Raw genomic sequence first — 13,523 nt, 5'->3', positions numbered from 1 at the left:
TGAACATTGCCGTCGACCTGCCTCAGATGAACGCCCCCTATACCATCGACTACGAGATGATCTTCCAGCACGCGCCGGTGGGTATGTGCGTCTCGGTCGACCGCGTCATCCAGTCCTGCAACGAGGCGCTGGCGTCGATGTTCGGCGTCGAGCGCGGCCGGCTGGAGGGCCAGTCGTTCAGCGTGCTCTACCCGACCATGGACGAGTTCCTGCGCACCGGCGACCGCATCGTTCCCATCATGAACGCCAAGGGACGCTATTCGGACGAGCGCATCATGCGCCGTGCAAACGGGGAGCTGTTCTGGTGCCACGTGACCGGGCGTGCCCTGGATTCAACGCAGCCGCTGGGCGCGGGGGTGTGGACCTTCGAGGACGTGAGCGAAAAGCGGCCGGTGACGGCGGAGCTGACGCCGCGCGAGCGCGAGATCGCGGCCTTGCTGGTCGAGGGGAAGACCAGCAAGATCATTGCGCGGGAGACGGACTTGTCGCCGCGGACGGTGGAGATGCACCGGGCCAGCCTGATGCGCAAGTTCTCGGCGTCGACCTCGTCGGAGCTGGTGCACAAGCTGGTGGGGGTGGCGAGGTAGCGGCTTCGGTGGGGAACTTGGGTCCCCGCCTTCGCGGGGATGACGTTGACCGCTTGCGCCGGCAAACTACGTGAGTAACTTCGGACACGCCCTATAGCACGTCATTCCCGCCACTGGCGGCAATGACTCCCCGCGCAGGCGGGGACCCAAGTTTGTCCGATCAGCCAGTCAATCTTTTCAATCACCCGCCGGCAACTGCCCCCTCAAGGCCTCCGGCAGCGGCGCCGACTTCTGCTTCGCGAAATCCACCCACACGACCTTGGCCAGTCCTTCGGCATGCAGCTCGCCGGCCTCACCGTCCGCCCCCACCAGGCGGATCTCGTGCGAGACCTCGACACTGGAGCGGCCCGGCGGCGCCACGAAAGTGCGTACCTCGATCTCGCCCGGATAGGTCAGCTGCTTCAGGAAATTCATCGAGGCATTGACGATCACCGGCCCTTCCCCGCGCGGATCGGGCAGGCCGCCCACGCTTTCCAGCCACGCGATGCGGGCCGATTCGATATATCGGAAATAGTTGGTGTTGTTGACGTGACCCATGGCGTCCATGTCGCCCCAACGGATAGGCATGCGCATCGCATGCACGAACTTCTTACTGCTCATTGCGTCCTTTTACGTCTACATCTGTTACTGCGCCGTCATCCCGTCATCGGCCGTGATGATGGCGCCGTTGATAAAGTGGGCTTCCTCCGCCGCCAGCAGCAGCAGCAGCCCGTCGAGGTCTTCCGGCTTGCCGGGGCGCTTGCGCGGCAGCCCGTCGATCAGCTTGCGCCCCTGTTCGGTATCGAAATAATCCTCGTTCATTTCGGTCGAGATGTAGCCCGGACAGATCGCATTCACGTTGATCCCGTACTTGCCCCATTCGACCGCCATCGCCTTGGTCATCTGCACCACCGCCGCCTTGCTCATGCAGTACACGCCGATCTGGGGCAGCACGCGCAAGCCCGCCACCGACGCGATGTTCACGATGCGGTGCTGCTTGCGCGGGTCGCCCTTGGCGCGCGCGATCATGCGCTTGGCGGTCTGCTGGGCCACGAAGAAGGCGCCGCGCAGGTTGGTGTCCATGATGTAGCCGTAGTCGTCCTCGGAGACGTCCAGCAGCTTCTGGGTGGCCGACACGCCCGAGTTGTTCACCAGGATGTCGATCGGCCCGGCTTCGGTCTCGGCATGCGCAATGGCCGCCTTGATGCTGTCCAGGTCGGTGACGTCGAGGCGCACCACATGGGCCGCGCCGCCGTCGGCTTCGATCTCGGCCCGCAATTCCTTGAGCCGCTCGACCCGGCGCGAAGCCAGCACCACCTGGGCGCCCGCTCCCGCCAGCGCCTTCGCGAAGCGCGCGCCGAGCCCGCTCGACGCGCCCGTGACCATTGCAATCTTGCCTTCGAAATTGACTTCAATCCCCACGGATGGCTCCCTTGGCGCACTGCGCATGACCTTGTTGCGAAGCCATCATCATTACACAAAACATCAGTATTAGATTGCCGCATCCAATATTGCCCGTAAAATGGCGGCGCAGTTGCATTCGGGACCAAAAAAAGGCACACTCGTGCTTAAATTTATTTCTTCATATAAAAACCATGACAGAGCCAACCAACATTCTTGAACAATACGGGCCGCGTGAGGCGATGGAGTACGACGTCGTCATCGTCGGCGGCGGCCCCGCAGGCCTGTCCGCGGCGATCCGGCTCAAGCAGCTGGCCGCGGAAAAAGGCCAGGACGTGTCGGTCTGCGTTCTGGAAAAAGGCAGCGAAGTCGGCGCGCACATCCTGTCGGGCGCGGTGATGGACCCGCGCGCGCTGAACGAGCTGATTCCTGACTGGAAGGAAAAAGGCGCGCCGCTGAACACCGCCGTCACCGAGGACCGCGTCCTGTTCCTGACCGAGACCAAGTCCTATGCGACCCCGTCGTTCGCGATCCCGAAGGCGCTGACCAATCATGGCAACTACGTGATCTCGCTCGCCAACGTGGTGCGCTGGCTGGGCCAGCAGGCGGAAAGCCTGGGCGTCGAGATCTTCCCGGGCTTCCCGGCCGCCGAGATCCTGTATAACGAGGACGGCTCGGTCAAGGGCGTGGCCACCGGCAACATGGGCGTCAAGCGCGACGGCGAGCCGGGTCCGGACTTCCAGCTCGGCATGGAACTGCACGCCAAGTACACCCTGTTCGCGGAAGGCTCGCGAGGCCACCTCGGCAAGCAGCTGATGGCGAAATACGACCTCAACAAAGGCAAGGATCCGCAGACCTACGGCATCGGCATCAAGGAACTGTGGGAAATCGACCCGGCCAAGCACAAGCCCGGCCTGGTGATCCACACCGCCGGCTGGCCGCTGGACAACAGCACCTACGGCGGCTCCTTCCTCTACCACCTGGAAAACAACCAGGTCGCGGTCGGCTTCGTGGTGGGCCTGTCCTACCAGAACCCCTACCTGTCGCCCTACGAGGAATTCCAGCGCTATAAAACCCACCCGGCGATCCGCCACTTCTTCGAAGGCGGCAAGCGCATTTCCTACGGCGCGCGCGCGATCACGGCAGGGGGTCTGCAATCCTTGCCGAAGACCGTGTTCCCGGGCGGCGCCCTGATCGGCTGCGACGCCGGCTTCCTGAACACCAGCCGCATCAAGGGCAGCCACGCCGCGATCAAGACCGGCATGCTGGCCGCCGACGCCGCCTACGAGGCGCTGGCCGCCGGCCGCCAGGCTGACGAGCTGAGCAGCTATCCGGCCGCCTTCGAACAGTCCTGGCTGCACGAGGAACTGCACATCGCGCGCAACTTCAAGCCCTGGATGGCCAAGGGCCTGGTGATGGGCACGATCATGACCGGCATCGACCAGATCGTCTTCCGCGGCAAGGCGCCATGGACCCTCCGCCACAAGCACGCCGACCACGAGTGCCTGAAACCGGCCTCGCAGTTCAAGCCGATCGTCTATCCGAAGCCGGACGGCAAGCTGACTTTTGATCGCCTGTCCTCGGTGTTCATCTCGAACACCAACCACGGCGAAGACCAGCCGGTGCACCTGACCCTGAAGAACGCGAGCGTTCCAGTGGACGTGAACCTGGCCACCTATGCCGGTCCCGAACAGCGCTACTGCCCGGCCGGCGTGTACGAGTTCGTCAAGACCGACGACGGCAAGGACCGCCTGCAGATCAACGCCCAGAACTGCGTGCACTGCAAGACCTGCGACATCAAGGACCCGACCCAGAACATCGTCTGGGTCACCCCGGAAGGCGGCGGCGGTCCGAACTACCCGAACATGTAAGGGTCGTTCCGCACCGCCCCGCCCGGGGCGGTGTATTTCCTTGGCCACATTTATGCGGCTGAAAACACCTTCTCCACGGCATGATTCTACTGCCGACTATGTCCGACCTGTCCTACGGTCGTGCCTCCCACACTCCGATTGTCCTGACGGGCCAGAAGCCTAGAATGAAGGTCTCGAAGCACTAAACACGGAGGATCCATGGGTGAGAACAAAGGACATGGCACCAAAGGCCCGAGCTACGACCAGCTGAACGATATGGACACCAATGTCCAGCGTGACAAGCTGAACCAGCAACAATCGGGCAACATGCAGTCGGGGCGGCAATCCGGTAGCCAGCAGTCGGAGCAGCAACAACAGGGTAGCCAGCAATCAGGTCAACAGCAGCAAGGTAGTCAGCAATCCGGCAAGCAGCAGCAAGGCAGCCAGCAGTCGGGGCAGCAGCAGCAAGGAAGCAGGCAGTCCAACATCAACCAGCAGGGCAGCCAGCAATCCGGCCAGCAACAAGGTAGTCAGCAGTCGGGCCGGCAGGGCAGCCAGCAGTCGGGCGGCCAGCATGCTTCCGGCGGTACGCCGGCACTGGACGACCTGGGTTCGAAGGGCGAGAGCGCGAAGGATGCGTCTCAAGCCTGGAGCCAGGACAACAGCGTCGACAAGCAGCGCGGCAACCGCTAAGGCGGTAGGCTTCGCATAGGGCGCACAGCGCGCCCAACGGCTGGCCCTCAGTGCCAGCCGTTCCATTTTCCGCGGCCGGTCCTCATGACCGGCCGTTCCCATTGTGCGCCGGGCGAACCCTGCCTAGCGTCCGGCCGTCCGGGCCAGGCGCTCCAGTTCGCCGGCCGGCATCGGCCCGCCGACGACATAGCCTTGCGCATAATCGCAGCCGGCCTCGCGCAGCAAGCTGCGCTGGAGTTCGGTCTCGACACCCTCCGCCACCACCTTCATGCCCAGCTTGTGCGCCATGGCGATGATGGCTTCGCAGGCCGCCAGCCCATTGGCTTCGTGCTCCAGGGCCTCGACGAAACCCTGGTCGATCTTGATGTAGTCGAGCTCGTAGCGCACCAGGTGGGCCAGCGAAGAGTACCCGGCGCCGAAATGGTCCAGCGCCACCTGCAGGCCCATGGCGCGGTAGGGACGCAGGCGCTCGATCACGGCGTCCATGCCCTCGAGCAGCATCGCTTCGCCGATCTCCACCACCACGCTGCGCGGCGGCAGGGCGCGTTCCTTCAGGAAGGCCAGCCAGCTGTCGTAGTCGCCCGGCTCGCGCTGGATCTGGGCCGGCGACTTGTTGACGCTCACCTGGAAGCCGGCATCCACGCTCGCCTGCCAGCGCTGCACCTGGAGCGCCGCCTCGCGCAGCACCCAGTCGCCGATCTCGACCATCAATCCGCTCGACTCGGCAAAGGGCATGAATTCCGCCGGACGCAGCAGCCCGCGGCGCGGATGGCGCCAGCGCAGCAGGGCCTCGGCCTTGCGCACCCGGCCGTCATGCAGCGAGGCGATCGGCTGGTACAGCAGTTCGAACTGGTTCCCGGCCAGCGCCGCGCGCAGTTCGGCGGCGATGGCCTGGCGCGCCAGCATGGCCTGCTGGGCGCCGTCGGTGTAGTAGGCATAGCGGTTGCGGCCGGCGTGCTTGGCCACGTACATGGCCTGGTCGGCGCGCGCCATCAGGTCGCAGACCTGGCCGGCGTCCGCCGGGTAGAGCGCGATGCCGACCGAGGCCGAAACCCCGGCCTGTACCGGCTCCGCTCCCGCATCCAGCGTGAATGGCGCCGCCAGCGCGTCGACGATGCCCTGGGCGATGCGGTCCACGGTGCCGACCCGGTCCAGCCCGGACAGCACCACGGTGAATTCGTCGCCGCCCAGGCGGCCGATGGTGTCGGACGCGCGCACGCAGCCGCCGATGCGCTGGGCGGCCTCGGCCAGCAGGCAGTCGCCGGCCGCGTGGCCGAGGCGGTCGTTGACTTCCTTGAAGTGGTCGAGGTCGATGAACAGCAGCGCCAGGAAGGCCGCGCTGCCGTCGGTGCAGCGGTCGGCGCGCCGGGTTTCCTGCGCCAGCCGGTCCATGAACATGTGGCGGTTGGGCAGGCCGGTCAGGTCGTCGTAGTTGGCGCGGCGCCAGATGCGGGCGGTGGCCGCGCGCTGGCTGGTGATGTCGTTCACCAGCGCCAGCGCGCCCAGGTAGCGCCCGCCGGCGTCGAACAGCGGGTTGATGGCCACGCAGGCCCACAGCTCGGCGCCGTCGCTGCGGATGAACTTGAACTCGTAGCGCCGCACTTCGCCCTGGCGCCGGCGCGCGATGTTGCGCTCCAGCAGGGCCCTGCCCTCGTCGTCCATGAAGCGTCCCACCGGCAGGTCGAGAATGTCTTCGATCGGATAGCCGAGCAGCGCCGCCATGCGCGGGTTGACGAAGGTGGTGTGACCGAAGGCATCGACCTCCCATACGCCCTCGTCGGCGCAGTGCACGATGCGGCGCAGGCGCTCCTCGCTGCGCGCCAGGGCCTCGATCCGGCTGCCGGCCTGCTCGGCCACCACGCGACAGGCGCGCGTGCCGATGTCGTAACTGCCCACCAGGCTGACCCAGCTGGCGCCGCCGTCGCGCGCACGCAGCATGAGCTCACAGCGCGGTTCCAGGCCGGCGCCGCAGGAATCGGCCAGGAAGCGCTCGAGGACCTCGATGTCGGCCCCGCCGGCGAAGTCGCGCAGGCGCAGGCCGACGAGGGCGCTGCGCGGCAGGCCCAGCATGCGGGCGCCGCACAGGTTGGCCTGGAGGATGACGCCGCCCTGCCCGAGCACGAAGAAACCGAAGGGCGCCAGCAGGAACAGCTCGTTGTAGCCGGCGGTAGGCTGGGCAGGCGCCGAGAACATGGCGCCGCCGGGCAGCGTAACGGCTTCGGCTTCAGGTTCCGCGTCCCGGGACATGGGAGACGCAAGGGGCGGCCGTAGCGGGCCGTGTTCCATAATTCCTCCGCCGATCGTTGCCGATTGTCAGTATTTCCAAAAAGACTAACACTGGTCGAAACGGCTGTCGAGGTATGTTGTGCATATGCAATCGGCATTTCTACAACACACCGGCCGGCTCAGCGCGGCTGGTGCGCCCGGTTCAGGCGCCGCTCGGCGCGGCGCTGGAGGGCTTCGAAGAACAGGCTCAGGCACCAGTAGATGGCGGCCGCCGCCAGGTAGAGGGGCAAGGGCTGGAAGGTGACGGCGATGACTTCCTTGGTCGCCAGCATCAGCTCGGTGAGCGCGATCACCGACACCAGCGAAGTGTCCTTGATCAGGCTGATCAAGGTGTTGCTCATCGACGGCACGGCCACGCGCAGCGCCTGTGGCAGGATCACGTGGCCGAGGGTCTGCCACCAGCCCAGGCCGAGGCTGAAGCTGGCGCGCCACTGCCCTTCGCTGACGCTGCGGATCGCGCCGCGCAGGCTTTCGGACAGGTAGGCGCCGCCGTTGAGCGAGAGCGCCAGCACGCCCGCCGTGACTGGCGTGAACTCGATGCCGACGCTCGGCAAGCCGTAGTAGATGACGAAGATCTGCACCAGCAGCGGCGTGCCGCGCATCACGCTCACATAGAGCGAAGCCGGCAGGCGCACCAGGCGCCAGGGCGCCAGGCGCATCAGGGCCACGGGAAAGCCCAGCGCCAGCCCGCCCACCATCGAGGCGACCGCGAACAGCAGGGTGTAGCCTGCGCCGGCCAGCATCACCGGCGCCGCGTCGCGCAGCAGGCCGGCCAGCTCCAGGAGCGCGGCGCCCCCGGAGGCCGCGTCGGCGGGAATCACTTCGGTTCCTGGCTCGCGTCGGCGCCGAACCACTTGAGCGACAGCCCCTTGAGCGTGCCATCCTTGCGGGCGTCCTCGAGGATCTTGTCGACCGCCGCCTTGAACTGCGGATTCCCCTTGCGCATGGCGACGCCCATGCGCTCGACCGCGCCCACGCGCGGCCCGGCCTTGATCGGCAGGCGCGAATTCTTGAGCAGGTAGGCCACCATCAGGCTGTCGTTGAGGGCCGCGTCGATGCGCCCGAAGGCCAGGTCCTGCAGGTTCTCCGGCGCCGCCGGATAGCTCTTGACCTCGATGCCCGGCACCGCCTTGACCTGCTGCTCGAACACGCTGCCCTGCCCCACGCCGACCTTGCGGCCCTTCAGGTCATTCAGGCTGGCGTAGCTGGCGCGCTCGTTCTTGCGCACGATGAGCTGCGGGCTCGAATAGGTGTAAGGGACCGAAAAATCGAAGGCCTGCCGGCGTTTCTCCGTGATCCCGACCTGGCTGATGATCACGTCGTACTTGCCCGCCGCCAGGCCGGCCAGGATGGCGGCCCACTCGGTGCTGACGAACTCGGGCCGCAGGCCCAGCTTGCCGGCCACCAGGCGGGCGACGTCGACGTCGTAGCCGGCCAGCTGGCCGGTCTTCGGGTCCTTGAAGTTGAACGGCGGGTAGGTGCCTTCCATGGCGATGCGCAGGGTGCCGCGCGCCTTGGTGTCCGCCAGCAGGTCGGCCGCCTGCACCTGCGGCAGCGCCAGCAGCATACCCGTTGCCAGACCGAGGGCCAGCGCGCCGCGCCGGCCAAGCTTCGTGATTCCCATACCCATCACTTTACTCCGTACAACAATCGAGCTGCCTTTATAACCGAAAACCGGCGGCGGTGCCTAGCGCGCGGCGTTCGCCTGGCGGTCCTTACAGCACGATCCTGCGCCCCTCGCGCGCCGACTTGTACACCGCCTCGATGATGCGGATGTCGCGCAAGCCCTCTTCGCCGGCCACGATCGGTTCGCGGTTCTGTAGCACGCATTGCGCCAGGTGGTCGAGCTGGCCGGCCCACTGGTTGGCCTCGGCGTTCGGCGGCGTGATCTCGGTCTCGCGCCCCTTGCCCACCCACAGGCGGTTGCCGCCGTAGCCGGTGCCGGGCTCCATTTCGATGCGGCCCTTGTCGCCCATCAGGAGGATGTGATTCTGGTTGGCGCTGTACATCGACATGCAGGAGCCGATCACGCCGGACGGGAACTCGAGCTGGAACTCGACCATGTCCTCGACCTCGCGGAAGCGCGGGTCGCGCTTGTCGGTGGTCTCCTTGGCATACAGGGCGACGGGCTCCTCGCCGGTCATGTAGCGCGCCGCCTGCAGCGCGTAGATGCCGATGTCCATCATCGAGCCGCCGCCCGACATCGCCTTCTTGAGGCGCCAGGCATTCGGATTGCCGAAGTTGAAGCCATGCTCGGACCGGAAGTAGCGCAGCTTGCCGATTTCGCCCGCGCGCGCGCGGCGGATCGCTTCCAGGTTGTACGGCTCGAAGTGGCAGCGGTAGCCGATCATCAGCTTCTTGACCGCCTGGCGGCAGGCCGCGATCATGGCTTCGCATTCGCGCGAGGACACCGCCATCGGCTTTTCGCACAGCACGTGCTTGCCCGCCCTGGCGGCGCGGATCGTGTACTCGGCATGCATGGACACGGGCAGGCAGATGTAGACGATGTCGATGGCCGGGTTGTCGCGGATGCTGTCGTAGTTGTCGTAGTTGTAGAGGTTCTTTTCCGGCACCCCGTATTCCTGAGCCACACGCCTGGCCTTGGCCGGGTCGCCGCTCACCAGCGCCACCAGGCGGCTGTGCCGGCAATGCTTGAACTGCGGGATCACGACGCCCAGTCCGTAGCCGCCCAGGCCGACGATGGCGTAGCCCAGCTTGCGGCCGCCCTGTGCGGCGTTCTGCCCCCAGGCGGGAGCGCCAACCGCGCCAGCCGCCAGTGCACCCGCGGCCAGGACCATGCCGCGCCGATGTTGATCGATCATGCCCATCTCCTGTTCTCGTTCGTTTGCTTGTCTCCATGCGCCGGGTATTTCCACCCGGGCTTAACAAGGATACAATCGTTTCACGATAAATGATAGCGGTAACAACACCATGATCATGCGGATTTCCATCGTGTCCCTTTCCACCCTTTCCTGCTTCGTCTTCGGCGCCGGGCTGCTTCCCGCCAGCGCCCTGGCCGCGTCCTGCGGCCTGGCCCCTGCCGGCGAGCTGAAGGCCGAACGCGTCGCCGCGGCCGCGCCCACGCGCGCGGAACCCGGGCTCTACGAAGGGCCGGTTTGGATCAAGGATGCGCTCTACTTTTCCGACTTCAGTTTCGCCAAGGGTTTCCCCTCGCGCGTGCGCAGGCTGGGACCGGACGGCAAGGTGAGCACCGCGATCGAGGACGGCGGCAGCAATGGCCTGGCCGTCGATGCGGGAGGCAGGCTGGTCCTGGCCAGCCACAAGGACAAGGCGCTGCTGCGCCATGCCTGGGACGGCGCCAAGGCCGCGCTGCTCGCGGGCAGCTACAAGGGGAATGTGTTCAACTCGCCGAACGACATCGCGATCGCGGCCGACGGCGCGGTCTACTTCACCGATCCGGATTGGCAGAAGGCGGCGGCGCCGGGCGGGCAGCCGGTGACGGGGATCTACCGCGTCGGCACGGATGGCGCGGTGACGCTGGTCGACGGCACGCGTCCCAATCCGAACGGCATCGCGCTGTCGCCGGCGGGCGAGCTGCTGTACGTGAACGCCAGCGACGGCCTGCTCAAGGCCTATCCCATCGTGAAGGGCGCGCCCCAGGCCGGGCGCACGCTGGTGAGCGGCCTGGAAGGCGGCGACGGCATGACGCTCGACTGCCACGGCAACATCTACGTGACCGAGCATGGAGCGAAGCGGGTGCGCGTATTCTCGCCGCAGGGCCGGGAACTGGCCACGATCCGGGTCGACGCCAACGTCACCAATGCGGCCTTCGGCGGCAAGGGCGGCAAGACGCTCTACATCACCGGCGCGGGCGCGCTGTGGCGGCTGCCGCTCGCGGTGAGCGGCCTGCCCTACTGATTCACCAGGCGCGCCGGCCCTGCGAGCCGAAGTTGTGGCCAGTGACCAGGGTCGTGCTCTCGACCAGCATCGACAGGCCCAGGATCAGCTGGACCAGCTTGTCGTCGGGCAGCACCCAGATCTGGCCACGCGGCGGCTCGACGCCGGTGGCGGCGCTGATCAGGGGCGCGATCCAGGCGGCATCCTGGTCGACGTCGAGGATCACGGCGTCGGCCGTGGTCTGCATGGTGACATTGCCGCCTTCGCCCAGGGTGAAGCAGATGCCGACGCCGGTTTCCTGGGGTTTGACAGTCTCCTGCAGGAAGCGGTTGTGCTCGTCGATCCAGAGTTCGACGTCCTGCGGGGTCTCGAGGGGCGTCCAGGGGCGGGGCTTGAAGCGGGGTGGTGTGTCGGGCTGGGAGGTCATGTGCTGCGTGTATATGGGAGTGGCGCTATCTTACGGGATTTTGGGGGTGGGGCTGAAGTTTGATGTCAAGGGCGGCTCGGCGAACTTGGCCGGAACAATGCCACTGGCATTGTTCCGCCCAAGTTCGCAGCACGCCACCTCATTCGACATCGAGCGTCACGAGCCGCACGCGCACGTCCCCGCCCTCGATGAACAACTCTCCCACCGAAATCGGCAGCGTGAATCTGCGCCGCCCCGCACTCCCCGGATTCACATACAACACCCCATCCCGCTCCACACGCGACGGCTTGTGCGAATGCCCCGCCACCACCACGCGCACGCCGGCCGCGACAGGATCGATATCCAGTTCCTTGAGATCGTGAATCATGTAGACGCCGACGCCGCCCAGCTCCAGGCGCAGCGCATGCGGCAGGCCGGCGGCCCAGGCGCCGAGGTCGTTGTTCCCGCGCACCGCGCTGACGGGCGCCAGTTCGCCCAGCCGCTCGAGGATCTCCGGCCCGACGATGTCGCCCGCGTGAAGGATGTGGGCGCTGCCCCGCAGGAAATCCAGCGCCTGCGGGCGCAGCAGCCCGTGCGTGTCGGAGATCAGTCCGACCCGCATGCGGCTCACAAGCCGCGCTTGCTGCCGGCCATCTTGGCCATCGTGTAGACCGAGTACAGCGCCGCCACGCCCACCAGCACATAGACCACGCGGGTCAGCGGGCTGTCCGGGCCGAACAGGGTGGCAACCATGTCGACGTCGAACAGGCCGACCATGCCCCAGTTCAGGCCGCCGATGATCAGGAGCGCCATCGCCAGGTAATCGAGGGCGGACATCGCGGAGCGCGCATGGGGGCGCATCGACACGCGGCGTTCGCCGGTGGTCCTGCGGTCCATCGTGGGTGCGTTCATTGTTGCCATCACAGCCTCCTTGGAAAGGAAATGCGGGAAGGAATGACCGGCCCGGGCGTCCTGCCCAGGCCATGATGGCAAATACTAGCCCAAGTTCCGCAAGCCCCTCGCACGCGTCCGGGGGCTCAGCCCTTCCAGGTGCGCTGCAGGCCGGTGTCGGCGTGGATCCAGCCACCTTTCGGGCCGGAGCGGTAGTAGTAGCCGACGCCGCCCTGGCGGAAGCTGCGGATCAGGCCGCCCAGCACTTCCTCGTTGAGCGCGGCGACGCGGATGTCGGCCGCCTTGCCCATCATGTGCAAGGATTTGCGCGCGGCCGGGATGCCCTCTTCGATCAGGCGCTTGTTGGACGCTTCGGTACGGTAGCCCGACAGGATCTCGAGCGGCTGCACCAGGCCGTAGCGGGCGATGAAGGCCTGCGTCCCCCACAGCATCTCGAGCAGCTTGGGATCGATGGGCGCGGTCTCGCGGCCGTTCACGTCGCGCAGCAGGTGGCACAGCTCCTGGTAGGCCGAATCGATCACCTCGCCGTCCTTCCAGTACAGCACCTTGGCGCGTTCGCCGCTGGCCGGGCGCACCACCGACAGGGTGCGCGGCTTGACCCAGAAATCCAGGTCCAGCAGCTGCGCGTCGAACAGGTCCGGCGGCGGCGACATATCGGTGGTGTTGGAGGCTGCGGCTGCCGCGACCGGGCTGCCGAGGGCGCCCAGGGCACACAGGCCGGCGCCCTGTTTCAGGAAATCTCTACGTGAAGCCATAACGAACTCATCAATGCGAGACGCGTACTATAGCCTAAGGCGGGACGGCACAAAAGACGGGGCTGTGGTTTATCCGCTGCAATTGCAGAAACGCTTGCGCGCCGCGCCTTGCTCGGTGGCGCAGGTTTCGTCGAGGCGTTTCCACATCAGGTCGCAGTCGAGGCCGAAGCAGGATTTTTCCTTGCCGGCATTGAGATAACCGTGGCGCTCGAAGAAGGCGGTGGCGCCGGCCGGGCTGTTGAGGTGCAGCTTGGCGATGTTCCAGGCGCGCGCCTGGTCTTCGAGGGCGGACAGCAGCGCACGGCCGACGCCGCAGCGCAGGGCTTCCGGCAGCACGTAGCACAGGGCCACCTTGCCGGCCTGGGTCAGCAGGGCCATGCCCACCAGCTGGCCTTCGCTTTCCGCGACCAGGGCGAAATTGCTGGGCGTAGAGAACCAGGCGGCCACGGTGGCCGGGGTCTTGTTGCCGAGCCAGGGACCGAGGACCTCCGGATGGTTCCGGTGGTCGTCCTGGCGGCACTCCTCGATCGAGCGGCGCAGCAGGGTGCAGGCGGCAGGCGCGTCATCAGGAAGCGCCTTGCGGATTTCAATACGGGTGGACATCTATCATCTACATTGAAAACGAAACGGACGAGCGCCGCCGGCGCGTCGCGAGGCCTCGACTATACACCGAAAGGTAGAGGCTCTGCTTTCGCACTGCACAATACGGGCGCCGTATATGGATATGACAAATCTGTCGTTCCGTTCCGGCACGAAATTAGTGAACATGTACCCTGTGCACTACCTCATGCACCAC

At 66.3% G+C, this 13,523-nt stretch carries 15 protein-coding genes; 4 read left to right on the top strand and 11 right to left on the bottom strand.

Translation table 11 applies throughout. The features are described from left to right. The first annotated feature begins 26 nt into the window (after nucleotides 1-26). Nucleotides 27-587, top strand: a complete 561-nt coding sequence (locus KBW98_RS07095; RefSeq protein WP_211519488.1) for a PAS and helix-turn-helix domain-containing protein — start codon at nucleotides 27-29, stop codon at nucleotides 585-587. Between the two features lie 177 nt (nucleotides 588-764). On the opposite strand, the gene KBW98_RS07090 is transcribed toward KBW98_RS07095, so the two are convergent. Next, entirely contained in the window at nucleotides 765-1,187 is a 423-nt protein-coding gene (locus KBW98_RS07090) for a thioesterase family protein (RefSeq protein ID WP_211519428.1), read from the bottom strand. Nucleotides 1,188-1,211: 24 nt separating this feature from the next. Next, nucleotides 1,212-1,988: an SDR family oxidoreductase gene (locus KBW98_RS07085; protein WP_211519427.1), complete on the bottom strand. Its 777-nt coding sequence runs from the start codon at nucleotides 1,986-1,988 to the stop codon at nucleotides 1,212-1,214. A 173-nt stretch (nucleotides 1,989-2,161) separates the two neighbouring features. On the opposite strand from KBW98_RS07085, the gene KBW98_RS07080 reads away from it, so the two are divergent. Both KBW98_RS07080 and KBW98_RS07075 read left to right on the top strand, forming a co-directional pair. Further along, a complete protein-coding gene (locus tag KBW98_RS07080; protein ID WP_211519426.1) occupies nucleotides 2,162-3,838 on the top strand; it encodes an electron transfer flavoprotein-ubiquinone oxidoreductase in 1,677 nt (558 codons plus the stop codon). A 198-nt stretch (nucleotides 3,839-4,036) separates the two neighbouring features. Beyond that, on the top strand, nucleotides 4,037-4,510 hold the full coding sequence (locus KBW98_RS07075) for a hypothetical protein (protein ID WP_211519425.1): 474 nt from the start codon (nucleotides 4,037-4,039) through the stop codon (nucleotides 4,508-4,510). 123 nt (nucleotides 4,511-4,633) lie between these two features. Here the strand turns inward: KBW98_RS07075 and KBW98_RS07070 are convergent, their stop codons facing one another. The 4 genes from KBW98_RS07070 to KBW98_RS07055 form a co-directional block, all read right to left on the bottom strand. Further along, a complete protein-coding gene (locus KBW98_RS07070) occupies nucleotides 4,634-6,757 on the bottom strand; it encodes a bifunctional diguanylate cyclase/phosphodiesterase (protein ID WP_211519424.1) in 2,124 nt (707 codons plus the stop codon). Nucleotides 6,758-6,915: 158 nt separating this feature from the next. Then, nucleotides 6,916-7,578 (bottom strand): amino acid ABC transporter permease, encoded by a 663-nt coding sequence (locus KBW98_RS07065; protein ID WP_211519487.1) that lies wholly within the window; start codon nucleotides 7,576-7,578, stop codon nucleotides 6,916-6,918. Between the two features lie 35 nt (nucleotides 7,579-7,613). Beyond that, nucleotides 7,614-8,420: a transporter substrate-binding domain-containing protein gene (locus KBW98_RS07060; protein ID WP_373888918.1), complete on the bottom strand. Its 807-nt coding sequence runs from the start codon at nucleotides 8,418-8,420 to the stop codon at nucleotides 7,614-7,616. A gap of 91 nt (nucleotides 8,421-8,511) precedes the next feature. Next, complete coding sequence (locus tag KBW98_RS07055; RefSeq protein ID WP_211519422.1) at nucleotides 8,512-9,618, bottom strand: Gfo/Idh/MocA family protein; 1,107 nt, start codon at nucleotides 9,616-9,618, stop codon at nucleotides 8,512-8,514. A gap of 130 nt (nucleotides 9,619-9,748) precedes the next feature. On the opposite strand from KBW98_RS07055, the gene KBW98_RS07050 reads away from it, so the two are divergent. Beyond that, nucleotides 9,749-10,675 (top strand): SMP-30/gluconolactonase/LRE family protein, encoded by a 927-nt coding sequence (locus tag KBW98_RS07050; protein WP_373888917.1) that lies wholly within the window; start codon nucleotides 9,749-9,751, stop codon nucleotides 10,673-10,675. 1 nt (nucleotide 10,676) lies between these two features. Here KBW98_RS07050 and KBW98_RS07045 read toward each other — a convergent pair whose 3' ends face one another. The 5 genes from KBW98_RS07045 to KBW98_RS07025 all read right to left on the bottom strand — a co-directional run bounded on the left by KBW98_RS07045 (nucleotide 10,677) and on the right by KBW98_RS07025 (nucleotide 13,330). Further along, a complete protein-coding gene (locus tag KBW98_RS07045) occupies nucleotides 10,677-11,081 on the bottom strand; it encodes a hypothetical protein (protein WP_211519420.1) in 405 nt (134 codons plus the stop codon). Nucleotides 11,082-11,220: 139 nt separating this feature from the next. After that, nucleotides 11,221-11,682, bottom strand: a complete 462-nt coding sequence (locus KBW98_RS07040; protein ID WP_211519419.1) for a metallophosphoesterase family protein — start codon at nucleotides 11,680-11,682, stop codon at nucleotides 11,221-11,223. 5 nt (nucleotides 11,683-11,687) lie between these two features. Further along, nucleotides 11,688-11,981: a DUF378 domain-containing protein gene (locus tag KBW98_RS07035; protein ID WP_211519418.1), complete on the bottom strand. Its 294-nt coding sequence runs from the start codon at nucleotides 11,979-11,981 to the stop codon at nucleotides 11,688-11,690. Nucleotides 11,982-12,097: 116 nt separating this feature from the next. Further along, nucleotides 12,098-12,727, bottom strand: coding sequence for a DUF882 domain-containing protein (locus KBW98_RS07030; protein WP_211519417.1), 630 nt, complete (start codon nucleotides 12,725-12,727; stop codon nucleotides 12,098-12,100). Between the two features lie 69 nt (nucleotides 12,728-12,796). Next, the gene (locus tag KBW98_RS07025; RefSeq protein ID WP_211519416.1) at nucleotides 12,797-13,330 is read right to left on the bottom strand and encodes a GNAT family N-acetyltransferase; all 534 of its coding nucleotides are present in this window, start codon (nucleotides 13,328-13,330) and stop codon (nucleotides 12,797-12,799) included. Nucleotides 13,331-13,523: the final 193 nt, after the last annotated feature.

The organism is Massilia sp. ST3, from assembly GCF_018119405.1.
Lineage (GTDB): Bacteria > Pseudomonadota > Gammaproteobacteria > Burkholderiales > Burkholderiaceae_D > Telluria.
Note: the sequence above shows the minus strand (reverse complement) of the source record. Positions and strands in the feature narration are given on the sequence as shown.

Excerpts from the sequence above, each read along its gene's own strand:
- KBW98_RS07035 (WP_211519418.1), bottom strand. The coding sequence starts at position 11,981 with ATGGCAACAATGAACGCACCCACGATGGACCGCAGGACCACCGGCGAA.
- KBW98_RS07090 (WP_211519428.1), bottom strand. The coding sequence starts at position 1,187 with ATGAGCAGTAAGAAGTTCGTGCATGCGATGCGCATGCCTATCCGTTGG.
- KBW98_RS07025 (WP_211519416.1), bottom strand. The coding sequence starts at position 13,330 with ATGTCCACCCGTATTGAAATCCGCAAGGCGCTTCCTGATGACGCGCCT.
- KBW98_RS07080 (WP_211519426.1), top strand. The coding sequence starts at position 2,162 with ATGACAGAGCCAACCAACATTCTTGAACAATACGGGCCGCGTGAGGCG.
- KBW98_RS07040 (WP_211519419.1), bottom strand. The coding sequence starts at position 11,682 with ATGCGGGTCGGACTGATCTCCGACACGCACGGGCTGCTGCGCCCGCAG.
- KBW98_RS07095 (WP_211519488.1), top strand. The coding sequence starts at position 27 with ATGAACGCCCCCTATACCATCGACTACGAGATGATCTTCCAGCACGCG.
- KBW98_RS07055 (WP_211519422.1), bottom strand. The coding sequence starts at position 9,618 with ATGATCGATCAACATCGGCGCGGCATGGTCCTGGCCGCGGGTGCACTG.
- KBW98_RS07045 (WP_211519420.1), bottom strand. The coding sequence starts at position 11,081 with ATGACCTCCCAGCCCGACACACCACCCCGCTTCAAGCCCCGCCCCTGG.
- KBW98_RS07060 (WP_373888918.1), bottom strand. The coding sequence starts at position 8,420 with ATGGGAATCACGAAGCTTGGCCGGCGCGGCGCGCTGGCCCTCGGTCTG.
- KBW98_RS07070 (WP_211519424.1), bottom strand. The coding sequence starts at position 6,757 with ATGTCCCGGGACGCGGAACCTGAAGCCGAAGCCGTTACGCTGCCCGGC.
- KBW98_RS07030 (WP_211519417.1), bottom strand. The coding sequence starts at position 12,727 with ATGGCTTCACGTAGAGATTTCCTGAAACAGGGCGCCGGCCTGTGTGCC.
- KBW98_RS07075 (WP_211519425.1), top strand. The coding sequence starts at position 4,037 with ATGGGTGAGAACAAAGGACATGGCACCAAAGGCCCGAGCTACGACCAG.